General features: G+C 70.3%; 28 protein-coding genes and 1 pseudogene. 12 read left to right on the plus strand and 17 right to left on the minus strand.

The window, feature by feature from the left end; translation table 11 throughout:
• Window positions 1-59 precede the first annotated feature (59 nt).
• The 7 genes from AB5J56_RS19475 to AB5J56_RS19505 form a co-directional block, all read right to left on the minus strand.
• The gene (locus tag AB5J56_RS19475) at window positions 60-362 is read right to left on the minus strand and encodes a DUF4229 domain-containing protein (RefSeq protein WP_369234001.1); all 303 of its coding nucleotides are present in this window, start codon (window positions 360-362) and stop codon (window positions 60-62) included.
• Window positions 363-461: 99 nt separating this feature from the next.
• Window positions 462-986 (minus strand): N-acetyltransferase family protein, encoded by a 525-nt coding sequence (locus AB5J56_RS19480; RefSeq protein ID WP_369234002.1) that lies wholly within the window; start codon window positions 984-986, stop codon window positions 462-464.
• Window positions 987-990: 4 nt separating this feature from the next.
• Window positions 991-2154: an aminofutalosine synthase MqnE gene (gene mqnE, locus AB5J56_RS19485; protein ID WP_369242653.1), complete on the minus strand. Its 1164-nt coding sequence runs from the start codon at window positions 2152-2154 to the stop codon at window positions 991-993.
• A 91-nt stretch (window positions 2155-2245) separates the two neighbouring features.
• Window positions 2246-2701, minus strand: a complete 456-nt coding sequence (locus AB5J56_RS19490; RefSeq protein ID WP_369234003.1) for an Lrp/AsnC family transcriptional regulator — start codon at window positions 2699-2701, stop codon at window positions 2246-2248.
• A 77-nt stretch (window positions 2702-2778) separates the two neighbouring features.
• Window positions 2779-3456, minus strand: a complete 678-nt coding sequence (locus AB5J56_RS19495) for a UbiX family flavin prenyltransferase (RefSeq protein ID WP_369234004.1) — start codon at window positions 3454-3456, stop codon at window positions 2779-2781.
• A gap of 31 nt (window positions 3457-3487) precedes the next feature.
• Window positions 3488-4390, minus strand: coding sequence for a menaquinone biosynthesis prenyltransferase MqnP (mqnP, locus tag AB5J56_RS19500; RefSeq protein WP_369234005.1), 903 nt, complete (start codon window positions 4388-4390; stop codon window positions 3488-3490).
• A gap of 31 nt (window positions 4391-4421) precedes the next feature.
• The gene (locus AB5J56_RS19505) at window positions 4422-5879 is read right to left on the minus strand and encodes a menaquinone biosynthesis decarboxylase (protein WP_369234006.1); all 1458 of its coding nucleotides are present in this window, start codon (window positions 5877-5879) and stop codon (window positions 4422-4424) included.
• Window positions 5880-5967: 88 nt separating this feature from the next.
• On the opposite strand from AB5J56_RS19505, the gene AB5J56_RS19510 reads away from it, so the two are divergent.
• Entirely contained in the window at window positions 5968-6360 is a 393-nt protein-coding gene (locus tag AB5J56_RS19510) for a PLD nuclease N-terminal domain-containing protein (protein ID WP_369234007.1), read from the plus strand.
• A gap of 1 nt (window position 6361) precedes the next feature.
• Complete coding sequence (locus AB5J56_RS19515) at window positions 6362-7237, plus strand: LysR family transcriptional regulator (protein WP_369234008.1); 876 nt, start codon at window positions 6362-6364, stop codon at window positions 7235-7237.
• On the opposite strand, the gene AB5J56_RS19520 is transcribed toward AB5J56_RS19515, so the two are convergent.
• A complete protein-coding gene (locus AB5J56_RS19520) occupies window positions 7134-8084 on the minus strand; it encodes a DMT family transporter (protein ID WP_369234009.1) in 951 nt (316 codons plus the stop codon). The genes AB5J56_RS19515 and AB5J56_RS19520 overlap by 104 nt on opposite strands.
• Window positions 8085-8285: 201 nt before the next feature.
• On the opposite strand from AB5J56_RS19520, the gene AB5J56_RS19525 reads away from it, so the two are divergent.
• The gene (locus tag AB5J56_RS19525; protein ID WP_369234010.1) at window positions 8286-9683 is read left to right on the plus strand and encodes a cytosine permease; all 1398 of its coding nucleotides are present in this window, start codon (window positions 8286-8288) and stop codon (window positions 9681-9683) included.
• 27 nt (window positions 9684-9710) lie between these two features.
• Here AB5J56_RS19525 and AB5J56_RS19530 read toward each other — a convergent pair whose 3' ends face one another.
• Entirely contained in the window at window positions 9711-10043 is a 333-nt protein-coding gene (locus AB5J56_RS19530) for an ArsR/SmtB family transcription factor (protein WP_369234011.1), read from the minus strand.
• 104 nt (window positions 10044-10147) lie between these two features.
• Here AB5J56_RS19530 and AB5J56_RS19535 point away from each other — a divergent pair, with 104 nt between their 5' ends.
• Window positions 10148-11137, plus strand: coding sequence for a zinc-binding alcohol dehydrogenase family protein (locus tag AB5J56_RS19535; RefSeq protein WP_369234012.1), 990 nt, complete (start codon window positions 10148-10150; stop codon window positions 11135-11137).
• 19 nt (window positions 11138-11156) lie between these two features.
• Here the strand turns inward: AB5J56_RS19535 and AB5J56_RS19540 are convergent, their stop codons facing one another.
• Complete coding sequence (locus AB5J56_RS19540) at window positions 11157-11609, minus strand: DUF5959 family protein (RefSeq protein ID WP_369234013.1); 453 nt, start codon at window positions 11607-11609, stop codon at window positions 11157-11159.
• An 86-nt stretch (window positions 11610-11695) separates the two neighbouring features.
• Here AB5J56_RS19540 and AB5J56_RS19545 point away from each other — a divergent pair, with 86 nt between their 5' ends.
• Complete coding sequence (locus AB5J56_RS19545; RefSeq protein WP_369234014.1) at window positions 11696-12379, plus strand: trans-aconitate 2-methyltransferase; 684 nt, start codon at window positions 11696-11698, stop codon at window positions 12377-12379.
• Between the two features lie 119 nt (window positions 12380-12498).
• On the plus strand, window positions 12499-13653 hold the full coding sequence (locus AB5J56_RS19550; protein WP_369234015.1) for an abortive phage infection protein: 1155 nt from the start codon (window positions 12499-12501) through the stop codon (window positions 13651-13653).
• Here AB5J56_RS19550 and AB5J56_RS19555 read toward each other — a convergent pair.
• The 4 genes and pseudogenes from AB5J56_RS19555 to AB5J56_RS19570 form a co-directional block, all read right to left on the minus strand.
• Window positions 13620-13931, minus strand: coding sequence for an SCO5918 family protein (locus AB5J56_RS19555; RefSeq protein ID WP_369234016.1), 312 nt, complete (start codon window positions 13929-13931; stop codon window positions 13620-13622). The two genes, AB5J56_RS19550 and AB5J56_RS19555, sit on opposite strands and share 34 nt — an antisense overlap.
• Before the next feature lie 80 nt (window positions 13932-14011).
• A pseudogene (locus AB5J56_RS19560) lies at window positions 14012-14275 on the minus strand (hypothetical protein); the annotation flags it as partial.
• A 217-nt stretch (window positions 14276-14492) separates the two neighbouring features.
• The gene (locus AB5J56_RS19565; RefSeq protein WP_369234017.1) at window positions 14493-14828 is read right to left on the minus strand and encodes a MerR family transcriptional regulator; all 336 of its coding nucleotides are present in this window, start codon (window positions 14826-14828) and stop codon (window positions 14493-14495) included.
• Window positions 14829-15311: 483 nt separating this feature from the next.
• Window positions 15312-16688, minus strand: coding sequence for a PucR family transcriptional regulator (locus tag AB5J56_RS19570; RefSeq protein WP_369234018.1), 1377 nt, complete (start codon window positions 16686-16688; stop codon window positions 15312-15314).
• A 100-nt stretch (window positions 16689-16788) separates the two neighbouring features.
• On the opposite strand from AB5J56_RS19570, the gene AB5J56_RS19575 reads away from it, so the two are divergent.
• Window positions 16789-17262: a nucleoside deaminase gene (locus tag AB5J56_RS19575; RefSeq protein ID WP_369234019.1), complete on the plus strand. Its 474-nt coding sequence runs from the start codon at window positions 16789-16791 to the stop codon at window positions 17260-17262.
• Entirely contained in the window at window positions 17255-18256 is a 1002-nt protein-coding gene (locus AB5J56_RS19580) for an isopenicillin N synthase family dioxygenase (protein ID WP_369234020.1), read from the plus strand. Before AB5J56_RS19575 ends, AB5J56_RS19580 begins: the two co-directional genes overlap by 8 nt.
• Here the strand turns inward: AB5J56_RS19580 and AB5J56_RS19585 are convergent.
• Both AB5J56_RS19585 and AB5J56_RS19590 read right to left on the minus strand, forming a co-directional pair.
• Entirely contained in the window at window positions 18243-18665 is a 423-nt protein-coding gene (locus AB5J56_RS19585; protein WP_369234021.1) for a hypothetical protein, read from the minus strand. The genes AB5J56_RS19580 and AB5J56_RS19585 overlap by 14 nt on opposite strands.
• A 2-nt stretch (window positions 18666-18667) precedes the next feature.
• Window positions 18668-18874, minus strand: a complete 207-nt coding sequence (locus tag AB5J56_RS19590) for a hypothetical protein (protein WP_369234022.1) — start codon at window positions 18872-18874, stop codon at window positions 18668-18670.
• 107 nt (window positions 18875-18981) lie between these two features.
• Between AB5J56_RS19590 and AB5J56_RS19595 the strand changes: the two genes are divergently transcribed.
• The 4 genes from AB5J56_RS19595 (at window position 18982) to AB5J56_RS19610 (ending at window position 23739) form a co-directional block, all read left to right on the plus strand.
• Window positions 18982-19896, plus strand: coding sequence for a Scr1 family TA system antitoxin-like transcriptional regulator (locus tag AB5J56_RS19595; RefSeq protein WP_369234023.1), 915 nt, complete (start codon window positions 18982-18984; stop codon window positions 19894-19896).
• Window positions 19859-19981, plus strand: a complete 123-nt coding sequence (locus AB5J56_RS19600) for a DUF397 domain-containing protein (RefSeq protein ID WP_369242655.1) — start codon at window positions 19859-19861, stop codon at window positions 19979-19981. Before AB5J56_RS19595 ends, AB5J56_RS19600 begins: the two co-directional genes overlap by 38 nt.
• A gap of 108 nt (window positions 19982-20089) precedes the next feature.
• A complete protein-coding gene (locus tag AB5J56_RS19605) occupies window positions 20090-22198 on the plus strand; it encodes a hypothetical protein (RefSeq protein WP_369234024.1) in 2109 nt (702 codons plus the stop codon).
• Window positions 22198-23739 (plus strand): hypothetical protein, encoded by a 1542-nt coding sequence (locus tag AB5J56_RS19610; protein ID WP_369234025.1) that lies wholly within the window; start codon window positions 22198-22200, stop codon window positions 23737-23739. Before AB5J56_RS19605 ends, AB5J56_RS19610 begins: the two co-directional genes overlap by 1 nt.
• Here the strand turns inward: AB5J56_RS19610 and AB5J56_RS19615 are convergent.
• Complete coding sequence (locus tag AB5J56_RS19615; protein ID WP_369234026.1) at window positions 23736-24134, minus strand: hypothetical protein; 399 nt, start codon at window positions 24132-24134, stop codon at window positions 23736-23738. The genes AB5J56_RS19610 and AB5J56_RS19615 overlap by 4 nt on opposite strands.
• Window positions 24135-24181 lie beyond the last annotated feature (47 nt).

Consider the following 24181-nt stretch of genomic DNA (forward strand, 5'->3'; position numbering starts at 1 on the left):
GTGACCGACAACGTGCCGCGACCGTACGCCCGGCGGCCGCCGAGCGAGCTACGACCGGACTACGACGGCTGGCCGTGAGCCCCGGTCGCGTCGTCGACGACGCTGTCCTCCTGGCTGCGGTTCTGCTCCAGGTTGGCCTTCATCCGGTCGACGCGCGCCACGACGTGCTCGGAGGCGCGGTCGCGCTCCTTGCGCAGGACGACGAAGCTGATCGGCGCGGAGAGCAGCAGGGAGAGCAGGACGACCCACATGTAGTTGGAGTCGCCGAGACCGCGCGGGGCGATGCCGGAGTAGACGAGGCCCCAGACGACCACGAGGCAGCCCACGAAGATACCGAGGCGCATCAGCGTGTAGCGGAGCATGTCAATCCACTCTTCCGTGTCGAACTCTTCCGAACGTTCCCAAAGGGCACCGTCCAGTGAAGCACGCCGAGACACCGATCTTGGAGGGGGGTGTGCGGCTCACAGCAGGGGCAGCAGCATGAAGACGTCGTCACGGTCGTCGTCCGGTGCGACGCGGATGGCGCCGGGCACCCGCCCGACCTCCTTGTAGCCGCAGGAGCCGTAGAAGCGCTCCAGGCCGTTTCCGCCCCGGCAGGTGAGCCGTATCGCCTCGATGCCGCCGAAGCCGCGGGCCGCGTCCTCGGCGGCGGCGAGAAGGTCCCGCCCGTATCCCCTGCCCTGGTGCCGGGGGTGCACCATCACCGTGTACAGCCAGAGCCAGTGCGTCATCAGCCGGTGCGTGTTGAAGGCGAGGAACGCGGCCGCGGTGACCGCGCCCGCCCCGTCCCGGCCGACCAGCAGCCGGGAGCGGCCCTCCGCCATGGCGACGAAGTGCTTCACCAGCTCGGGGCGTATGTCGTCCGCTGTGACCGGCGGCACGAAGCCGACCGAGCCACCGGCGTTCGACACATCCGCCCACAGCGCGAGCAGCTCGTCCCGGAGGGCGGGTGAGACCTCCGGGTCCAGCTCGAACGTCAACGACACCGGATCACACCCGCATCGCCTGCGGCGACTCGCGCCGCCCCGCGTCGGGACCGTCGTACTCGCGGATGATCTCGTACCGCGTGTTGCGCTCCACCGGGCGGAAACCGGCGTCCCGGATGAGGTCCAGCAGGTCCTCGCGGGTCAGCTTGTTCGGGGTGCCGTAGTTGTCGGCGTCGTGCGTGATCTTGTACTCGACGACCGAGCCGTCCATGTCGTCGGCGCCGTGCTGGAGGGCGAGCTGCGCGGTCTGGACGCCGTGCATGACCCAGAAGACCTTGACGTGCGGCACGTTGTCGAAGAGCAGCCGGGAGACGGCAAAGGTCTTCAGGGCCTCGGCGCCGGTCGCCATCTGCGTACGCGCCTGCAGACGATTGCGGACCTTGCCGTCCTTCATGTCCACGAAGTCGTGCTGGTAGCGCAGCGGGATGAAGACCTGGAAGCCGCCGGTCTCGTCCTGGAGTTCACGCAGGCGCAGCACGTGGTCGACGCGGTGCCGGGGCTCCTCGATGTGGCCGTACAGCATCGTGCTCGGGGTCTTGAGACCCTTCTCGTGCGCGAGCCGGTGGATGCGCGACCAGTCTTCCCAGTGCGTCCGGTGGTCGACGATGTGCTGCCGGACCTCCCAGTCGAAGATCTCGGCGCCGCCACCGGTGAGGGATTCGAGCCCCGCGTCGATGAGCTCGTCGAGGATCTCGGAGGCGGACAGCCCGGAGATGGTCTCGAAGTGGTGGATCTCGGTCGCCGTGAAGGCCTTCAGCGAGACGTTCGGCAGAGCCTTCTTCAGCTCACTCAGCGACCGCGGGTAGTACCGCCACGGCAGGTTCGGGTGCAGCCCGTTGACGATGTGCAGCTCGGTGAGGTTCTCGCCCTCCATCGCCTTGGCGAGGCGGACGGCCTCGTCGATGCGCATCGTGTACGCGTCCTTCTCGCCCGGCTTGCGCTGGAACGAGCAGTAGGCGCAGGACGCGGTGCACACGTTCGTCATGTTGAGGTGGCGGTTGACGTTGAAGTGGACGACGTCGCCGTTCTTCCTCGTCCGCACCTCGTGGGCGAGACCACCGAGCCAGGCCAGGTCGTCCGACTCGTACAGCGCGATGCCGTCCTCGCGGGTCAGCCGCTCACCGGCCCGGACCTTGTCCTCCAGCTCGCGCTTGAGCCCGACATCCATGCCCATACCTCTTCCTCAGCAGACTTCGTCAACCGTACTCCCCCACCCTTCGGGCGGGAGGTACCCCCATACGGCGCTCCGCGCCTAGCCCCTACGCCTCTTCGGGCAGCTCACCCACCCGGTTCTCCCACTTCGTGGAGAGCACGATGGTCGTACGGGTCCGGGAGACGCCCTTCGTTCCCGACAGGCGCCGGATGGTCTTCTCCAGGCCGTCCACGTCGCTCGCCCGCACCTTGAGCATGAACGAGTCGTCGCCCGCGATGAACCAGCAGTCCTCGATCTCGGAGAGGTCCTTCAGCCGGTGTGCCACGTCCTCGTGGTCGGCGGCGTCGGAGAGCGAGATGCCGATGAGGGCGATGACGCCGAGGCCGAGCGAGGCGGAGTCGACCGTCGCGCGGTAGCCGGTGATGACACCGGCCGCCTCCAGACGGTTGATGCGGTCGGTGACACTGGGTCCCGACAGACCGACGAGGCGCCCCAGCTCCGCGTAGGAGGCCCGGCCGTTCTCCCTCAGGGCCTGGATGAGCTGCCTGTCCACCGCGTCCATGCGATCGAAAGCCTTCCGCTGAAGAGTGTGTAAGTGGTCGTGCGCGTTACAAGTGGTACTGAGGTGGTGCCCCTTGCTCAGGTGGTCTCGCGCGAGCCCCCGCCGAGCTCGCCCTCCCAGCGCCGGTACAGCCGGTGCTCGACGCCCGCCGCGTCCAGCACCCGTCCCGCGACGAAGTCCACCAGGTCCTGGATGTGCGTCGCGCCCGCGTAGAACGCGGGGGACGCGGGGAGCACCACCGCGCCGGCCTCGTCCAGTGCGACCAGGTGCTTCAGGGTCTGGCCGCCGAGCGGGGTCTCGCGCACGGCGACGACCAGCTTGCGCCCCTCCTTGAGCGTGACACTGGCGGCGCGCTGCAGCAGGTCCTTGGAGAGTCCGAGCGCGACCCCGGCCACGCAGGCCGTGGAGGCGGGCACGATCAGCATGCCCTTCGCGGGGTACGAGCCGGAGGACGGCCCCGCCGCGAGGTCCCCCGCGCTCCAGTGCCGTACGTCGTCCAGCTGTACGTCGAAGGTGCCGGGCTTCCCGTCGGCGCCCCGCTCCAGCCATTCGCGCAGGTCGTCCTGCCAGTGGGCGTCGCGGTAGGCGATGCCGGTCTCGTCGAGCAGGGTGAGCCGGGAGGCGCGTGAGACCACCAGGTCGACGCTCTCCCCCGCCTCCAGAAGCGCACGCAGCACGGCGGCGGCGTACGGCGTACCGGAGGCGCCCGACACCCCCACGATCCAAGGCCGGCGCTGCGTCTGTCCTGGCTTCATGGTGTCGAGCCTATCCGGCAGCGGTCGGGATTCAGACCGTGAGCCCGCGGACGAGCAGATCGAGCAGCGCGCAGACGAAGAGGCTGATCCCGATGAAGCCGTTCGTCGAGAAGAACGCGCGGTTCAGGCGGGACAGGTCGTTCGGCTTCACGATGGAGTGCTCGTAGAGGAAGGCGCCCGCGACGATCACCAGGCCCAGCCAGAAGAACGCGCCCGCGCCGGTGGCGACGGCGTACCAGACGAACAGGCCGGTCGTGACGGCGTGGCAGCAGCGTGCGCCCCAGATCGCGGCCGGGATGCCGAAGCGGGCGGGGACGGACATGACCCCGATCTCGCGGTCGGTCTCGACGTCCTGGCAGGCGTAGATGAGGTCGAACCCGCCGATCCACACGCCGACGGCCAGCCCGAGGATCACCGCGTCCCAGGACCACTCGCCGGTGATCGCCAGCCAGCCGCCGATCGGGCCCATCGCCTGGGCGAGACCGAGGATGGCCTGCGGGAAGTTGGTGAACCGCTTGCCGTACGGATAGACGACCATCGGGATGACGGCGATGGGGGCGAGGGCCAGGCAGAGCGGGTTCAGCAGGGCCGCCGAGCCGAGGAAGATCACCAGGGCGATCAGGGCGCCGGTCCAGGCGTGCTTCACGGTCATCGCGCCCGTCACCAGCTCGCGGTGCGCCGTCCGGGGGTTCCGGGCGTCGATCTCGCGGTCGATGATCCGGTTGACCGCCATCGCGAAGGTGCGCAGGCCGACCATGCAGATGGTGACCAGGAGCAGCCGCCCCCAGTGGATGTTCTCGTCCCACTCGAACATCGCGGTGAGGGCGGCGATGTAGGCGAAGGGCAGGGCGAAGACGGAGTGCTCGATCATCACCAGGCGCAGGAACGCCTTGGTGCGTCCCGGCTGCGGAAGCGCGGCAGAAGCTGAACTCACAGGCCGTACTCCCTCGCGATCTTGAAGGACCTCACAGTCCGTACTCCTTCCAGCGCCGGTCGACCTTCGCCGCCGTCTCCGGGTCGGAGAGGACCATCTCGGGCCAGCCGCCGTCCCGCGTGTAGCCCTCCTCGGGCCACTTCTTCGTTGCGTCGATGCCTGCCTTGCCGCCCCAGAACTGCTGGTAGGAGGCGTGGTCGAGGTGGTCGACGGGGCCTTCGACGACCGTGAGGTCACGGGCGTAGTCGGTGTTGCCCAGCGCCCGCCAGGCGACCTCGTGCAGATCGTGGACGTCGCAGTCGGAGTCGACGATCACGATCAGTTTCGTCAGGGACATCATGTGCGCACCCCAGATGGCGTGCATCACCTTCTGGGCGTGCTTGGGGTACTTCTTGTCGATCGCGACGATGGCGCAGTTGTGGAAACCGCCGGCCTCGGGCAGGTGATAGTCCACGATGTCCGGGACGATGATCTTGAGGAGCGGGAGGAAGAACCGCTCCGTCGCCCGGCCCAGCGGGCCGTCCTCCGTCGGGGGCCGGCCGACCACGATCGACTGGATCAGCGGGCGCTTGCGCATGGTGACGCAGTCGATGGTGAGCGCCGGGAAGGGCTCCTGCGGCGTGTAGAACCCGGTGTGGTCGCCGAACGGCCCCTCCGGGAGCATCTCGCCGGGCTCCAGCCATCCTTCCAGTACGACTTCGGCGTTCGCCGGGACCTGGAGCGGCACCGTCTTGCAGTCGACCATCTCGATCCGCTTGCCCTGGATGAACCCGGCGAAGAGGTACTCGTCGATGTCACCGGGCAGCGGGGCCGTGGACGCGTACGTCACGGCGGGCGGGCACCCGAAGGCGATGGCGACCGGCAGCCGCTCCCCGCGCCGGGCGGCGACCTGGTAGTGGTTGCGGCTGTCCTTGTGGATCTGCCAGTGCATGCCGATGGTGCGCTTGTCGTGGCGCTGGAGGCGGTAGAGCCCGAGGTTGCGGATGCCGGACTCGGGGTCCTTGGTGTGGGTGAGCCCGAGGTTGAAGAAGGAGCCGCCGTCCTGCGGCCAGGTGAAGAGGGCGGGCAGCGCGTCGAGGTCGACGTCATCGCCGCGCAGGACCACTTCCTGCACCGGCGCGTTGTCGGACTTCACCTTCTTCGGCGGTACGTGCGTCATCGCGCCGAGCTTCCCGAAGGCCTCGCGCACGCCGACGAACCCGTGCGGCAGCTCGGGGCGCAGCAGTCCGCCGATCTTGTCGGAGATGTCGCCGTACGACTTCAGGCCGAGCGCCTTCAGCAGCCGCCGGTCGGTCCCGAAGACGTTCATCGCCAGGGGCATCGCCGAGCCGCGCACGTTCTCGAAGAGCAGCGCGGGTCCGCCGGCCTTCTGCACCCGGTCGACGATCTCCCCGACCTCCAGGTACGGGTCCACCTCGGCCTTGATGCGCTTGAGGTCGCCCTCGCGCTCCAGCGCCCGGAGCAGCGAGCGAAGATCGTCGTAAGCCATGTGTCCAAGTATCTGCCACCCGCTACCCTGTGCCCGTCACCGGGGCCCTACGCCGCCCCGCCGTCGCTCACTGGGGGAACGTTCGGGCATGCTCAGGTATCTGCCGTATCTGCTGGTCCTGGCGCTGTGGATCTACGCCTTCATCGACTGCCTCAACACCCCGGAGAACGAGGTCAGGCACCTGCCCAAGGTGATCTGGGTGATCATCGTGCTGCTCTTCGGCGAGGTGCTGATCGGCCCGATCGCCTGGCTCGCGGCGGGCAAGGCGCGGGGCGGCCCGGCGGGCGGTTCCACGCCTTCGCAGTGGCACGCCAACCACCGCACGGAGTTCGTCGCACCCGACGACAACCCCGAGTTCCTGAAGTCCCTCAAGGCCGACAACAAGAAGGACGAGGCCCTGCTGAAGGACTGGGAGGCGGACCTGCGGCGCCGCGAGGAGGAGCTGAAGCGGCGCGAGAGCCGGACGGACGACGAGTCCTGACATGGAACTGCGGCTGCTCGTCACCTTCGAGAAGGTCGCGGCCGTCCTGAGCTTCACTCAGGCCGCGGCCGAGCTGAAGTACGCGCAGTCCAGCGTGACCAGTCAGGTGCGCGCGCTGGAGTCCTCGCTGGGGGCGGAGCTCTTCGACCGGCTGGGGAGCCGGATCCGGCTGACGGAGGCCGGTGAACGTCTTCTCCCCTATGCCCGGCAGATCATCGAGCTGAGCGAGGAGGCGCGGGCGGCCGTCACCGGGGCCGAGGAACCCGCCGGGACGCTGACCGTCGGCACGATGGAGTCGCTGACGTCGTATCGGCTGCCGCCGCTGATGGAGCTGTTCCACCACCGCTATCCGGGCGTACGGCTGTCCATGCGCCCGACGCTGGGCGACGAGACCCGGCAGGCGCTGCGGCAGGGGACGTACGACGTCGGGTTCCTGATGGAGGAGGAGACCGAGCACGCGGGTCTCGAGGTCGCGGTCCTCGCGGTGGAGCCGCTGGCACTGGTGGCCGCGCCCGGGCCGTGGCCCGCCTCGCTGTGCACGGCCGATCTCGTACGGCAGCCGCTGCTGGCCACCGAACCCGGCTGCGCCTACCGGGACTTGTTCGAGCGGGAGCTCAAGTCCGTTGCGCTGGTGGAGTTCATGGAGTTCGGCACGATCGAGGCGACGAAAAAAGCGGCGGCGGCCGGTCTCGGGATCGCGCTGCTTCCCGAGGTGACGGTCGCCGCCGAACTTGCGGATGGAACTCTCCAACAGCTGCCCTGGGAGCCGCCGTTCACGCTTCGGACGCAACTGGCGTGGCGGTCCGGGAAGCGGCTTCCGGCGCATGTGCGACTGTTCGTGGAGCAGGCGCGGCGGCTGGTGTCCGAGCAAGGGTGACGCGCAGGCTCGCGGTCACGATCAGCGGGACGCCGAGCGCCTGGACGAGGCCGATGTGGTGGCCGTACACCAGCCAGTCCATGACCATGGCGACCGCCGGGTAGGTGAAGGCGAGGACGGCGATCTTCGAGGTCGGCAGCTTGGCGTAGGCGGCGTACATCAGGACGTACATCAGGCCGGTGTGGATCAGTCCGAGGCCGGCCAGCCAGCCCCAGTTCGCGCCGGTGCCGCTCATCGCGCCGAAGTCGGCGAAGGGGAGCAGCAGCGGGATGCCGACGAGAACCTGGACCAGGGCGATGAGGTGCGGGCGGACGCCGGTGACGCGCTTGGTGACGAGGGTGGACAGGCCGTAGAGAAGCGCGGCGAGGAGGGCCTGGCCGACGCCGATCAGGTAACTGCTGTCGCCGCTCGTGAAGTCCGAGGGCGTGACGCCCGAGACCAGGATCAGTCCCGCGAAGGCGACCGCGATCCAGCCGACCTTCCCCGCGGTGAGCCGCTCGCGGAAGAACAGGGCACCGAGCAGGACCACGTAGAACGGCTGTGTGTGGTAGACGACCGTCGCGACGGAGATCGAGGTGTTCTCGTACGCCGAGAACAGCAGGACCCAGTTGAAGACGATGAACACCCCACCGAGGACGGCGAGTCCGAGGGTGCGCGGGGTGAAGCCGTGGCTGCGCAGCCAGCCGCGGGAGACGACGTAGGCGCCGAGGGCGAGCGCCCCGAACAGGACGCGGAAGAACACGACGTTGAAGGGCGAGGCGCCGGACTCGACGACGAAGATGCCGAGGGTGCCGGAGAGCACCATCGCGGCTGTCAGCTGGGCGGTTCCCTTGTTCTCTGAGGTCATGTCAGTGAAGGTACGAGCGGGCGGCGAGCCCGGTCCACGAGCCAGTGGGGCGTCCTGCCGATGGGCTCATCGGCTCCGTCGATGAGGGCAGGCCGGGGCAGGCCCGGGGGCCGATACCTACAGGTTGTACGCCGGTGAGCCGCCCGGAGCGGACAATGCGCCCCTGGGCCGGGAGGGGCGAGAACCGGACACTTACCTCGCATGACGACTGCTCCCGCCAGTTCAGCCACCACCATCGCCCCCGAGTACGGCGACAAGGTCATCGCCGTGGAGACGGCGGGCTCGGAACCGATTCCCGACGCCGAACGGCACGGCAGCCCGCTCCAGTTGCTGTGGACGTGGGCCTCCCCGAACATCGAGTTCGCGACCGTGTACATCGGCGTGATCTCGGTCCTCTTCTTCGGCCTGAGCTTCTGGCAGGCGACGGCCGCGATCCTCCTCGGCACCGCGATCGGCGCGCTCACGCAGGGTGTGCTGTCGCTGGACGGGCCCCGGTTCGGCGTGCCGCAGATGGTGATCGGCCGGTTCTCCTTCGGTCACAAGGGCAACCTCCTGCCGTCCGGTGTCAACGCGCTGGTGGCGGGCGTGGGCTGGTTCGCGGTCAACAGCCTGAGTGCGGCCTTCGCGCTGAACACGCTGGCGGGACTGCGGCCGCTGCCCTCCCTGCTGCTCGTGGTGGCGGCGGAGATCCTGATCGGCTTCATCGGCCACAACTTCGTGCACGTCTTCGAGAGGTACGCGTTCCCGGCGCTCGCGGTGGTCTTCCTGCTGGCCGGTGTGTGGACCTTCAAGGACGCGCACCTCGGCGGGGGCGGGGCGAGCGGAGGTCTTGGCGGCTTCCTCCTTGCGTTCAGCACGGCGTGGGGGTACGCGGCGGGCTGGAACCCGTACGCCACGGACTACTCGCGCTATCTGCCGCGTACGGCGAGCAGGTTCAAAACCGTGCTGTACCCGGCGCTCGGCCTGTTCGTGTCGGTCGCGCTCGTCGCGGTGATCGGCGCGGCCTCGGCGACGATCCTGGCGCCGAAGGACGCGAGCCCCACGGCGGCCTTCACCGGTCATCTGCCGGGCTGGCTGGGCGACTTGACCTTGCTCGCGATCATCCTCGGCGCGATCTCCGCGAACGCCCTGAACGTCTACTCCTCCGCCATCTCGGTCACCTCGCTCGGCCTGAGGCTGCCCGCCTGGCTGGGCCGGGGCATGCTGGTCGTGCTGTCCGGGGTCGTCGGTACGGCGGCGGCGTGGGCGTCCCTGTCGGACGCGGGCTCGGCGTACGAGGCGTTCCTGCTGGTCATCGCGTACTGGGTCGGGCCGTGGCTCGGGGTCGTGCTGGTCGAGCGGTGGCTCCGGTCCCGTACGACGGCGGACGAGGAGCTGGCGCGCCGGCTGGGCGACCGCTCGTACACCAACTGGCCCGGAATCACAGCCCTGTTGATCGGCATCGCGGTCTCCGTCCCGCTCTTCTCCAACCAGGAGAAGTACGTCGGCTGGGTGCCGGAGCACTACCCGTCGTTCGGCGACATCACGTGCCTGGTCGGGTTCGCGGTGAGCGGGGGGCTGTATGCGGTGCTGCGGCGCGGACCGCGCGGCGCGGAGTAGCCGGCCGGTTCAGGTGTGGGCGGCGGTTCAGACCGCGGGGTCCTCGCGCAGGACGAGGGCGAGCAGTCCAGGAAAACGGGCGTCGAACTCGTCCCGCCTGAGCCGGTTGACGCGCCTCGGCCCTTCGTCACGCTGCTCGACCAGCCCGGCGCCCCGCAGAACGGCGAAGTGATGGCTGAGGGCTGCCTTCCCGACGGGCACGTCGAAGCTGCCGCAGCTGCGCGACCACTCGGCTGAACCCGCCAACTCCCGTACGAGGCTGAGGCGTACGGGATCCGCGAGCGCACCGAGGGCGGTGAGGACGGGGACGTCGTGGGGGTGGGTGTGCTCGGGAGCGGCCCGGTGACTCGTGGCGGCCATGCCGTCCTCCTCAATGCCGTGTACCGCTTGCGGAGTGTTCGATGAAAACCATACACTCCCGAGTGTTCGCTTTTCATTGAACAGCCGAGCCAGGGGTGTGTGGCATGCGCGCGATCGAGTTCCAGGAGTACGGCGGTCCCGAGGTCCTCAGGACCGTGGAGGCGGACGTCCCCGAGCCGGGACCGGGACAGGTGAGCATCGACGTGGCGTACGTCGGCGTGAACTTCGCGGACCTGAAGGCGCGTTCGGAGGGCTACCGGGTGCCGAGTCTGCCGTTCCGGCCGGGCCTCGAGGTCTCCGGCCGGGTCCGGGCGGTCGGCGCGGGCGTCGAGGGCCTGGCGCCCGGCCAGGAGGTGGCGGCCCTCACCGAGGGCGGCGCCTACGCGGACGTGGTCGTGGCCGACGCCGTGACCGTCTTCCCGCTCCCGGCCGGCGTGGACCTGCGTACCGGCGCGACCCTTCCGACGGTGCTGCCGACGGCATACGCCCTGCTCCACAAGGTGGGCCGCGTGCAGGTCGGCGAGACGGTCCTCGTCCAGGGCGCGGCGGGCGGAGTCGGCACGGTCCTGGGCCAGTTGGCGAAGGCGGCGGGCGCGGGGGCGGTGTACGGCGTGGTGTCGAGCGCGGCGAAGGCGAAGTACGCGCTCGACCACGGCTACGACGACGTCTTCGCCGGTCCCTCCGACGAGGCCTTCTTCGTGGACGAGGTGCGCGCCGCGACGTCCGGCCGGGGCGTGGACCTGGCCCTGGACCCGGTGGGCGGCGACACCCTGCGCGGCAGCCTCGCCTCCCTGGCCCCGTTCGGCCGCCTGGTCTCCTTCGGCAACGCCAGCTCGGCCGCGCCCTGGCAGGTGGGCCAGCCGGAGCTGTACCCCACCGCCCTCTCGGTCGCCGGGTTCTCCATCCTCACCCTCGCCACGACGGCCCCCGCCGAGCTGCGCGCGCTTGCGGAGGAGTCCTTCAAGGCCGTGGTCGAGGGCGCGGTGACCCTGCCGGTGACCGCGGAGTTCGCTCTCGCCGAGGCGGCGGAGGCCCACCGGCTGATGGGAACGCGGACGAGCACGGGGAAGCTGCTGCTGCGGGTGAACGCCTGAGCCTCCCGGGGACGGGGTCTCAGTCCTCGTTCGGCGGCCAGGTCTTCCAGGCCAGCTCCAGCCGCTGATAGGCGTCGTCGAACCAGGAGTCGACGAGCGGAACGGTCACCGTCACGGCAGTCATGGCCGTCGAGTCGTCCCTGACGGTGACGTGGACCCGCTCACCGTCCCCGTCCCGCTCGATGTGCAGGTCGGGACCGCGCGTGCCCTCCCGCCAGGCGATGTCCTGCCCGGCGTCGAGCGCGTCCAGGGCCTCCTGCCACTGCCGCAGCTCCTCCGGGAAGACCCAGGCCTTGAGACTCCCGCGCACGAAGGGGGTGTCGACGACGAACTCGGCGGCCAGCACCTCGAATTCGGCGGATTCGGCACCGGCCGCGGCGAGATCCTCCCGCCGCTCCCTCCCGGTGATGCGAAGGACAACACTGTTGCCCTCCCCCTCCAGGCGGATCAGATCCATCGGCTCCTCGACCACGAACACCCTCCCCGTTCACCCGCACACGCACGTACGTGGCCGAACCATATCCGCCGTGACAGACCCACGGTCTACCGTTCCCGACCATGACCGAGACCTCACCGCACCCGGACATCACCCGCCCCCACACGGACGCCACGCGCTCCTCCTACGACACCGTCGCCGTCGCCTACGCCGATCTCCTCGATGCCGAGTTGGGGAACAAGCCGTTCGACCGGGCCATGCTGGGCGCGTTCGCCGAGCAGGTGCGGGCGTCGGGCGTGCCGGGACCGGTGGCGGACCTCGGGTGCGGACCGGGCCGGGTGGCGGCGTACCTCGACGGTCTCGGGCTCGGGCTCGACCTCCTCGGGATCGACCTGTCCCCGGAGATGGTGGCCGTGGCCCGCCACCGCCACCCGCGGCACCGGTTCGAGGTCGGCTCCATGACCGCGCTCGACCTCAGGGACGACTCGCTCGCCGGAGCCCTCGTCTGGTACTCCACCGTGCACACACCGCCGGAGGAACTCCCGGTGATGTTCGGCGAGTTCAACCGCACCCTCGCCCCTGGCGGCCACCTGCTCATCGCCTTCAAGGTCGGCGACGAACGGGTCCGCCTGGAGCACGCGTACGGCCACCCGGTCGCCCTCGACGTGTACCGCTTCCCGCCCGACCTGGTCGCCGGACTGCTGCGCGAGGCGGGCCTCGTCGAGGTCGCCCGGCTCGTCCGCGAGGCCGACGCGCAGGAGAAGACCCCGCAGGCGTTCATCCTCGCCCGCAAGCCGCAGCGGTAGTGGTCGGCACGAACCGTCATACCTTCGTCGCCCCTCCGTAGACCATCGGCGGACGGCACCCGGCACCCCCGCTTCCCAGACTGGTCACAGGACACGACGACGTGACATCGGGAGGCGCGATGCGGGACATCAGCCGGGCACGGTTTCTTGGGATGGCGGCGGCGGTCGGGGGCGCGGCGGTGCTGCCGGCTGCGGGGCGGGCCGGGGCGGCTGCCGGGCGGCACGGGCTGTCGTATCGCGGGGTGGTCTACGAGGTGGGCGAGGGCGAGACGCCGGGGACGGCGTGGAGCCCGGCGCGGATGCGGGCGGACATCCGGGTCATCGCCCACGACCTGCACGCGAGCGCCGTCAAGGTCACGGGGGACGGCGTCGAGCGGCTCACCTCGACCGCCGAGGCCGCGGCCGAGCGCGGGCTGAACGTCTGGCTGGAGCCGACCCTGGCCGACGTGCCGCAGCGGGACATCCTCGACCATCTGGCGCAGACGGGCCGGTTCGCCGAGCGGCTGCGGCGGCAGGGGGCCGGGGTGCACTTCAGCGTGGGCTGCGAGTTCATGCTGTTCGTGCCCGGAATCGTGCCGGGGGCGACCGTGCAGGAGCGGGTGGAGAATCTGCTGAGCGGGAACTTCGACCCGGTGCGGACGGCGCGGCTGCTGCGCCGGTTCACCGCGCGGGCGGCGGCGGTCGGCCGGTCGGTGTTCCACGGCACGATGACGTACGCGGCCGCCGAGGACGAGGACGTCGACTGGTCACTCTTCGACCTGGTCGGCATCGACTACTACGCGTACTTCCACCGCCGCTCCGACTACGTACGCGACCTCTCCAAGTACACCCGCTTCGGGAAGCCGCTCGCCATCACCGAGTTCGGCTGCTGCACCTTCAAGGGCGCCCCCGAGCAGGGCGGCATGGGCTGGAACGTCGTCGACGACACGAAGAATCCGCCCGAGATCAAGGGCGACCTGGTCCGCAGCGAACACACCCAGGCCGCGTACCTGACGGACGTGCTCTCCGCCTTCGAGTCGATGAACCTCTACGCGGCGATGGCGTACACCTTCGTCACCCCCGACGCCCCGCACCGCCGCAAGCGCCGCCTCGACCTGGACATGGCGAGCTACAGCATCGTGAAGTCCATCAAGGACGACCCCCGGGACCCGGCCTCGGACTGGCACTGGGAACCCAAGGAGTCCTTCCACGCGCTGGCGCGGCGGTATGCGCGCCCGGTGCGGGCCGATCTGAGCGGCGGTCAGACGGCCGCCGGGGCCCCGAGCGTCGCGTAGGCCTGCTGGAGCGGGCTGAGGACGGGCGCGGGCGCGGCGGCCGGCTCCGGGCCACGGCAGGTGAAGCCGAGAGCGGTCATGGCCCGGAGGACTTCGTCGGCGGTGAAATCGCGACGGTCCTGACGTGTGATGACCTGCCCGACCTGCTTGATGGGGTAGGTGCGACGGCCGATGATCACGGACGGCCCGAAGACTTCCTCAGGCTTGACGCCCTTCATCGATTCCAGGACGCCACTTTTGGTGAGGTCGAACGGGAAACGGGCGATGACACAGCGCATGATGCCTCACAGGAGAAGGACGAAGGGGGATGGTTCAGCCGCGGTGAGGCGGTTCAGCCGGCAAGGGCGCGATCGCTGCGGATGTCCCGCAGCTGGAGCCGGTCCGTGTACGCGGAGCTGTCACGGACCGCGGTGAGCTGGGCCTGCGTGACCAGTCCGGTGCACAGGCCGCTGTCGTCGCAGACGCGCAGGCGCCCGGTGCGAGCGCTGGTCATGACGGACAGGGCGACCTCGACCGTCATGTCGTCCCAGACCTGCGGTCCGGCCGTCTCCGTCGCGTCGGCCACCGGCCGGTGCACGGGGGTGGCGATCGTCGAGCGGGGCTGCATCTGAACCAGCGTCAAAAGGTGCCTCCTGCAGAGCTTGATACAAGACGTATCAAGGAATTCCTCAGTGCGGAGCAGCGCGAGGAATCGTAAGAATGGACCGAATGGGTCCGATGGGCCGAATGGCACACGAAAGCAAACCTGAATTCTTGCGACAGTAGCACGCCGCAGCAAGCCGAGGACGTTGAATTATTCCACTCTGTGCGCTTCTGTTCCTTGCGGCAAAACCACTGCCTCAGGCCTTGGGGGAACCGGACGACCCGGCCTCCCGGCGGTACTCGGCGTTGATGCGCTGGGCCTCTTCGAGCTGGTCCTCAAGGATGATGATGCGACAGGCGGCCTCGATGGGGGTGCCCTGGTCGACCAGTTCGCGGGCTCGGGCGGCGATGCGCAGCTGGTAGCGGGAGTACCGGCGGTGGCCGCCTTCGGAGCGCAGTGGGGTGATCAGTCGGGCTTCCCCGATGGCGCGGAGGAACCCCTGGCTGGTGCCGAGCAGCTCGGCGGCCCGGCCCATGGTGTAGGCGGGATAGTCGTCGTCGTCGAGACGGCCGTACGAGTCGTCTGCTGTCATTTGCACCTCTCTGTGGAACGCGTCGAGGGGCCCTGGCGCCATACCGGCACCAGGGCCCCGAAGGAACTGTTACACCATCTGCCGGCCCTAGACCTGCGCCGACCTTCTGTTTCCGCATGCCCGGCCCGAACGCTGCCGGGGGTGCGGGGATCGCGAATGCGTGACCGGAGACCACCTGCCAATCGATGTCCTGCGGTACCCGGACTCAGTGCTTCCCGTCCGGGCGATCCTGATGGCGCTCAACTCCTCCGTTCTTCCCTCTGAACCAATCACTTCCTGCGGAAACTGCGTACTACGGGTCCTGCGAACTGCAACTGCTGTCATGCCGCCCGGCAGTTCATGTCTGCCGGGCCTTCTCGATCTCGGCTACAAGAAAAACCATAGCCACGCCCCGACCCAATGTCTACTCCGGCCGACATAGATTTTCGCGTGTCCCACAGAGAGGTAGTCACCCTGGAACGGAACGAGCGCAGACGCCGAGCGTCACGCCACCGTGCGCAGCCGGCCGCCCGTCGCCGCCCGGGTCCCCCGGACGATGCGCTGCGCGCACAGCGCCGTCAGCAGGTCTCCCAGGAGGTCCGGGTCGCCGATGTCCAGGCCGAGCAGGGACTCGATGCGGTCCAGGCGCTGGTAGAGGGACTGGCGGCCGATGTGGAGCAGGGTCGCGGTGCGGGTCGGGGAGCAGCCGTTGCGGAGGTGGACCTCCAGGGTGCGGACGAGGTCGCTGGGGTGGGCCGCCTCCCAGTCCAGGAGCGGACCCAGGGTGTGCTGGACGAGCCGGGCGAGCCGGTCGCGGTTGGCGTCCACGCCCCCGCGGGTCAGCTCGCGTTCCAGGGCGAGCGCGCGGGACGAGGTCACGGAGGGGCCCTGCGCGGTGGGCGGTTCGGCGGGCGGCACGGTGAGGGCGAGTTCCAGGGTCGTACGGGCCGCACGCAGCGTGTCGCTCCAGCGCAGCCATCCGCTGCCGGCCGCGACGGCGTGCCCGACGGCCACGGTCAGCCCCGGCTCGGCCCCGGCGGCAGCCCGGAAGGCGTCCTGCACGGCACGGACGGGGTCGCGCGCACTCCCCGGCCGTGCGCCCCCCGGTCGCGCACCGCCCTGCCGTACGCCGCCCGACCGCGCACCCGCCCCCGCCGCCGCCCCGCACCCGGCGTTCGTGCCCCGAAGGTCGTCCGCCGTGCCCGGCAGCGCGATCAGCGCCAGTAGGTCGCCGGGGAACGCCGCCCGCAGCACCGAGGCCCCGCCCAGCAGCCGCGCCGCGCGGTCGACCGGGCCCGGGTCGCGCGCCCCGTGCACCGAGACGCCGATCAGCCGCACGCCGGGCCCGGGATGGAACCCGGCGAGGGCCGCACGGGCCTCCACCTCCGGCTGGTTCAGCGCCTGCCGGTCCGCGAGGTCGGCTAGGAGGGCCGGCGCCTGGTCGTCGCCCCAGGGCCGTACGACCGTGCGCCCCGAAAGGCCGCGCGCCACGATCGCCCGGTTCGCCGCCTCGGTGATGCGCACGAAGGGCACCATCCGGTGCAGGGCGAGGAGGGGCAGCCCCAGGCGGCGGGCCTCGTCGGTGACCTCGTCCGGCATGCTCGGCAGCGAACGGCCCACCTCCACCGCCAGCCCGGCGGCGCCGCGCGCGGCCAGCTCGCGGACGTACAGGCGGCGGATCCCCTCCGCGGCGTCCGTCAGCCCGAAACCGTTGGTGAGGAGCAGCTCCCCGCCGTCGAGGAAGTTCGCTCCCTCGTACACCTCGCTGGAGTGCACCCAGCGCACCGGGCGGTCCAAGGCGCCTTCTCCGGCGAGGAGTTCGGGCTCGGCGGAGCGGACGGGGTCGAGGGCGAGGATGTCGCGGAGGGTGAGGGCGGGCACGGGAACCTCCCAGGACGCGGACACTTCGTCCGGTTGCGGACTGCCCGGAGAGTACTTTCCGCACGTTGCCCCGGTGTTTCCGCCGACGCAGAGTGAACCCATGGATCCCAGGGATCAGCCACACACGACACAGGTACAGGCACGCGCATGGCTCGCCACCGCCGTCGCGGAGGCCCGCGCCGGGCTCGCCGAGGGCGGCATCCCCATCGGGGCCGCGCTCTACGGCGCGGACGGCACCCTCCTCGGCCGCGGCCACAACCGCCGCGTCCAGGACGACGACCCCTCCATGCACGCCGAGACGTCCGCGTTCCGCGCGGCCGGACGGCAGCGGTCGTACCGCGGTACGACGATGGTGACCACCCTCTCGCCGTGCTGGTACTGCTCCGGTCTGGTCAGGCAGTTCGGCATCTCGCGGGTCGTGATCGGCGAGGCGGCGACCTTCCACGGCGGCCACGACTGGCTGGCCGAGCACGGCGTGGAGATCGTGCTCCTCGACGACCCCGAGTGCACCGCTCTGATGCACGACTTCATCAAGAACAACCCGGAACTGTGGAACGAGGACATTGGTGAGTAGCCCGGTGAGCAGCCCCGCGAGCAGCAGCCCTCAGACCCCCCGCATCCCGACCGTCGACCTGCGGCCGTGGGTGTCGGGGGACGCGGACGCCCGCGCCGACATCGCCCGCACCGTCGACCGGGCCCTCCAGACCGCCGGTTTCCTCCTCGTCACCGGCCACGGCGTCGATCCGTCCCTCCGATCCCGCGTCCGCGAGGCCGCCCGCGCGTTCTTCGCGCTGCCCGCCCGGACGAAGGAGCGGTACGCGGCGAAGGTCGGCGGCCGCGGCTGGCTCGGCCCCGGCGCCGAGGCGAACGGCTACTCGGAGGGTACGGAGACCCCGCCGGACCTCAAGGAGTCGCTGACGTTCGCGACGCACGAGCCGTTCGAGGACCCGGCGACGAACGCGGAGTGGTACGCGCCGAACGTCTGGCCCGCCGAGACGCCCGAGCTGCGGGCGCTGTGCGAGGAGTACCTGGACCGGATGGCCGAGCTGGAGAAGCAGCTCCTGGCCCTGCTCGGCGAGGCCCTCGGCCTCGAACCGGACTTCTTCTCCCGCCACATGGACCACCCGACGTACGGCTTCAACATCAACTGGTATCCGGGTACGGAGGTCATCGGCACCCCGGCCCCCGGCCAGTTCCGCATCGGCCCGCACACCGACTTCGGCACGGTCACGATCCTCGACCGGCAGGCCGGCAAGGGCGGCCTTCAGGTCTACACGGACGAGGGCGGCTGGGAGGACGCGCCCTTCGACCCGGACGCGTTCACCATCAACATCGGTGACCTGATGGCCCGTTGGACCGGAGACCGCTGGCGCTCCGGCCGCCACCGCGTGCTGCCGCCGCCCGCCGACGCCCCCACCGAGGAACTGATGTCCCTCGTCTACTTCGGCGAGTGCACCCCCGGCACCCTGGTCGAGTCGGTCCCCGCGCCGGTGGGGCGGGTCGCCTACGAACCGGTCGACTCGCACGTCTACCTGCGCGAGAAGCTCGACTCGATCACGGTCGACTGACCGCCGCCCGCGCCTCCAGCACCGCGTAGTCGGCGAAGCTACGGCGGTAGCGGGTGTGCCGGGTCTCCTGGGTGTGCCTGCGCTGCCACTCCTCCACCGCCGCCGGGTCGGCACACGGCCCCGACCCGGCCCCGCAGTCCCGCTCGGTCCCGGAGACGCAATGCGCCTCGTACTCCGGCTCCGCCGACATGTCCTGCACGATCGAGTAGGGCACGTAACGGAAGATCCTGCGGGGCCGGGCGGCGCCGTGCACCCGCCGGTGGTGCTGGCGCAGCAGCACGTTCACGTCCGTCTCCGCGCTGCCGTCGAACAGGGCGCGGGCGCGCTCGCGACGCAGGGCGAGTCCCGTGCAGGCCTCGCAGCCGGGGACGGGAACGGGGGGTTGGTTCACCTCGTCGAGCTGACTCATGGTCACCACCCCTTTCCCGTACGGCGGTTGGCGGCACTCACTTCGGCGGCGATCCGCTCCTCCTGCGTCGCCGGGCGGATCAGCGCCGGGTCCGCCTCCCACTCACGGCCACCGCCGACCGGGCGCAGCATCGCGTACGGACCTGTTCTGTCCTGGTACTCGCCGACCTTGCGCGTCCCTGGGTCGTAGACGATCGTTCCCGGTTCCATGCGCGCACCTTTCGTCACTCTGGGTGTATACAGCGTGGCGCAGGGGAACGGTCCGTATCAACGCTCGACGCGTGCCACGGGGTACCTGTCACGGAGGGGGCCGACCTGTGACCACCAACGCCGCGCTCTTCGGGGAACTGCTACGGCACTTCCGCGAGGCCGCGCTTCTCACGCAGGAGGGGCTGGCGAGGGAGATCCCCTGCGACCGGTCCCTCGTGGCCCGCGTCGAGGCGGGCACGCGGGTGCCACAGGACACGTTCGCGAAAAAGTGCGACGAACTCCTGGGCACGGGTGGGGCGTTGGGGCGGCTGTGGGGGCGGATCGACTGGTATCCGCAGGTGGAGCATCCGGATTGGTTCAGGCGGAGGGCTGAGATGGATGCGGTGGCGGTGGCCTTGCGTGAGTATCAAGAACAGCTCGTGCCGGGTCTGTTGCAGTCGCGGGAGTACGCCCAGGCGGTGTTCTCCTGGGCCGCTAGTGGTGACGAAGTCGAGGAACGCGTCAGGGCCCGACTGAGCCGCCAGCAGCGCTTCCTCTCCGATGACGGCCCTCTGTACATCGCGGTCCTGGACGAGAGCTGTCTGCGCAACGTGGTCGGGAGTACGACTGTCATGCGCGACCAGTGCGCACACCTGCTGGCCATGGGTCAGCGCCGCAACGTCCGGATTCAGGTCGCCCCATACGCCAACGCCGAACTCGTCCGACCCAATACGTCAATGTCCTTGATCAGGCTGCCCGATGGGAAGGAGTGGGTCTACTCGGAGGCGCTGAGCCGTGGCTACTTCAACGATGATCCAGCGGTCTACGCGCGACACAGCCAGACCTATGATGTGCTCAGGTCGGACGCTCTGTCAGCTCATGAGTCCGCCGCTCTGATCAGCGAGGCGATGGAAGGGTACGGCCATCATGCAGAAGCACGAGCTCAGCACGGCAACGTGGATCAAGAGCAGCTACAGCGGAAGCGACGGCGGCAACTGCATCGAAATCGCCCCCGAATTCCCCACCGTCGTCCCCGTCCGTGACAGCAAAACCCCCCAAGGCCCCACCCTGATCATCAGCCGGGCAGCCTGGGCCTCCTTCGTGACCTCGGTCCGACAGTTTTCGTAACCCGACGGACATCACGCGCCCTAGTCCGAACCAACTCCCCCTTCCTACACTGTTGTTGATACACCTCACAGCAGCACAGAGAACCGGACCGCTCCGGGGGGAGATGCGGTGCAAAGTCGGCTGCACGGACGCGGGGCGTTGTTCGACCCTGAGCCGCCCGGTCTCGCGCCGCGGCTCGTCGGCCTGCGGCCCTACCAGCTGCGCTCCTCCCCGTACGAGCATCAGAAGGACGTGCCCTTCGTCGTGCTCGCGGGCGGGCGCGGGCTCGGAAAGACCGCGGTGCTCGGGGAGTTGCGCGAGGCGTACAAGGGGCGGACGCCCGTCGCGCTGGTCGACGGGGAGGAGCGGCAGTTCGCCGGGCCGCCGGACGAGCGGCCCGCGGAGGCCTGGTCGCCGGTCGGGCAGGCGCTGACCACCATCGCCGAGCAGCTCGCGGAGCCGGTGACGGGGGCCGGGCGGATCGGTTTTCCCCGGCTGGTGTCGGGGCTGCTGGCCGTCGCGGCAGGTGGCTGGAGCGACCGGGATCTGCCGCGCATCCGGCAGGAGGCGGAGCGGATCCTGCTGCTGAACGAGAGCGGTTCATGGCTGTCGGGGTTCGCGGGCCGCTGGGTGAGCAAAGTGGTCTCGAAGCTCGTCGCGTCGATGAGCGGGACCGGTCCGGTCGTAGAGCCGATCATCGAGGCGACGCTGGAGGCGTTCTCCGAGGGCGTCGCACCCGCGCACCGGCGGCTGCGCCGGGCCGCGACCTGGTACCGCGACTATCCGAACGCGGGCGGCAATCCCAAGCTCGGACTCATCCTGCTCTCCGCGCACTTCAGGGCGGGCGGCGACTCCCGAAGACACGCCGAGCGCTGGCTGGTGCGGGCGCTGCTCGCGGACCTCGACGAGGCGTACGCGGGGGTCATGCAGCGCACGCACCGGCTGGGCCGCCCGGTCGTGCTGATCGACAACGTGCAGGAGACCGCCGGGCGCCGCGTCATGGAGTGCGTGCTGCGCGACCGCGCCGACGGATTCGCCGACCAGGTCGTCTTCTTCGCGGCGCTACGCGGGTATACGCACCCTGCGCTGCGCAACGCCGGGCGCCGCACACTGCCCGAGGTCGCGCGCGCCACCGGCTGGGAGCCGGACGCGTCGCCGTCCTCGCGCGCGCTGCTCGTGTCGCTGCCGCCGCTGAATCCCGACGACACACTGCACATCGTCGGCGCCGCCTGCCAGGGCCTCGACATGCCACCCCAACTTCCGCACGCCACCCACCGGTTGACCGGCGGCAGTCCGCTCGGCATCACGCTGCTCGCGGAGTCCGCCCGGCAGAACCTGCCTCGCGCCGCCACCTCTCTGGGCGAGCTGCTCACGGGCGACGTAGCCGTCCACGACGACCACGAGGGCCTCCCGACCTACCGGGAACTCCTCGACCGGCTGGTGCCCGGCGGCCGCCTGGACGAGCTGACGGTGCTGGCCGCCGCCCACGACCAGGCTTCCGCCTGCGCACTCGCCGAGTCCCAGCTCCCGGACGACTTCGGCGCGGCGGGCGTCCTCGACCTGGAGGAGCGGCTCGCGGAGGAGGGCTGGGCGACGGGGGCGGGGCAGTTCGTCGGCGACCCGTTCCTGCGCGCGCTGCTCCTGCTGCGGCTGCACCACCGCGACCGGGACCACGAGCGGTGGCGGGCGGTGCACCGCGCACTCATCGACCACTACGACGACGACCGGCAGGCGGGCAGTGCCCGCTACCGGCTCCACCACGAACTCGCCCTCGGCAAAGCCGACTTCGCGGTGGCGCACCTGCGCGACACCTTCCAGCGCACCGACACCGGCGGCTGGCTCGCCTCCCTCGTCTTCATCGCCTCCGCGCCCTATTTCCACGCCCACGATCCCGACGGCCACGACTTCGACGGGCACGACGACCGGGCCGCCGTCGCGCTCGGCCGCACGGACGCCGCGCAGACCCCGCCGGACGACGTGGACGCCGTACTGCATCTACGGGTGCGCCGACTCCTGTATGCCGTATGGCAGTTGACCGATCCGCTGGTGCTGCCGGATCCGAAGGTGACCGAGCGGCTGCGCTTCGAGCTGGAGCAGTTGTCGAATCTGCGGCCCGCGGGCAACGCCCTGCTGTGGCGGGCGTCGCGGGACTGGCCGTCGGACGCGCTCGCGGGCCGGCCCTTCCGTATCCCGGGCGACGACGACGAGAACCGCGGCGGCGGGGACGGGGGCCGGTGATGGCGCGCGCGTGGGTGTGGCTCCGCGAGGACGTCTGGGAGATTCGTTTCCGCAGGTATGTGGCGCTGACGCTGGTCGCCGTCCTCGTGGGCCTGGGGATCTGGGGCGGCCGGACGGTCACGAAGGAGGACCGCTCCTGCGCGCCCGGTGTCACACGGCCCGAGGGCAGCGATGAGTGCGTGGGCGTCTCGTGGACGACGTACGCCTTCGGACGTCCGCAGTTCGCCGACACCGTGCAGGCGATCAACCGCGAGAACGACCGCCTCAAGCCCGGCAGTTACGTCACCGTCGCCCTCCTGGAGCCCTTCACGGCGACCGACGCGGACAACCTCGGCGACGTGCTGCACGAGCTGCAGGGCGCGTATCTCGCGCAGTACCAGGCCAACCACGACTCCAACGACCAGACCCCGAAGATACGGCTCGTGCTCGCCAACCCCGGTGCCACCGGCACGTATTGGGAGCAGACCGTCGACCGGCTGGAGCGGATGACGAAGAGCCGCGACCGGCTGCGCGCGGTGACCGGCGTCGGGATGAGCACCGACAACAACAAGCTCGCGGTGAAGGAACTCACCCGGCGCGGCATCCCGGTGATCGGCTCGTCCATCACCGCCGACGACCTCGCCAACGGGCAGCACGGCAAGGACCCTTTCCCCGGGCTCGCCCGCGTCTCCCCCACCAACACCGACGAGGCCCGCGCCCTCGCCTCCTTCGCCAAGGTCTCGGCGCGCAAGGCGTTCCTCGTCTACGACAAGCCCGGCGACCCGTACACGCGCACGCTCCAGACGTCGTTCGCCAAGCTGCTCAAGGGCTCCCCGTACGGCGCGCAGCCCTTCACACCGCCCGCCGACCGCAGCCAGGAGGGGACCACGGCCAACACCTTCCGGCAGATCACACACGTCGTCTGCGACACGGCGGACAGCATGACCACCATCTTCTTCGCCGGCCGGCACACCCAACTGCGGCAGTTCATCAACGCGTTGGGCGACCGTGGCTGCCAGGACCGCTCCTTCACCCTGCTCACCGGCGACGAGGGCTCCTACCTCACCGGCGACAAGGCCCTGCACCGCGGCGCCCTCCAACGCCACCTCACCGTCCGCTACACCGCTCTCGCCCACCCGGACGCCTGGGCGAAGGACACCGCGAAGACCGGGGGCAGCGCCGCCGACACCGAGACGCTGAACGGCATGCTGCGCAGCGCCACCGGCGAGCCGATCGGCCCCATCGGCCCGATCTCCCTCGACGACGGGCAGCTGATCATCGCCTACGACGCCATGCAGCTCGCCGTACAGGGCATCCGCGAGGCCACCGCGGACGGCCAGCAGGCGCCCGCGCTCGCGGACGTCGGCAACCAGTGGACCCTGGTGAAGGGCTCCCAGCGGGTCCCCGGTGCGAGCGGCTGGATCTGCCTCGACAACCACGGCAACCCGTACGACAAGGCCGTACCCGTCGTGGAACTCACCCCGCAGGGCACCTCCCGCTTCGTGAAGATCGCCTGGCCGGAGGAGAAGCCCCCGGCGAAGGAGTGCCTGCCGCCGTCCTAACCGGACAGGGTGTGCACCAGCCGCTCGAAACGGCCCCGCCAGTCGGGCGGCTCCACGCCCTCCGGGATCTCGTGCGTGAACCGGAGCGTGGTCCCGCCGCCCGGCGCGGGCTCCAGATGGAACCGGACCCGCCCACGCCCCTCCACGCTGTACTCCGCGACCCGCTCGACATCCCAGGCGGTGACCTGCCCCGGCCCGAGCCCGGCGAGGGTCACCGCCCCGCCGAGCCGGGGCTCGAAGACCTCGACGGCGTCCAGCCACCCCTTGAGGCCCTCGGCGGTGGCCAGCGCGGGCCAGACGTTCTCCACAGCCTGGGGAAGCCGCACCAGGAACCGCAGGGCCCGCGCGTCCCCCCGGGTCTCGGTGGTGGCGCCCTCTTCGATGAAGTCGCTCATGCCTCCAGCGTGGCCCGTGGACGGAGCTCACGCACCCTTAGAGGCGC

This window comes from Streptomyces sp. R21, from assembly GCF_041051975.1.
In the GTDB taxonomy this organism is placed as follows: domain Bacteria; phylum Actinomycetota; class Actinomycetes; order Streptomycetales; family Streptomycetaceae; genus Streptomyces.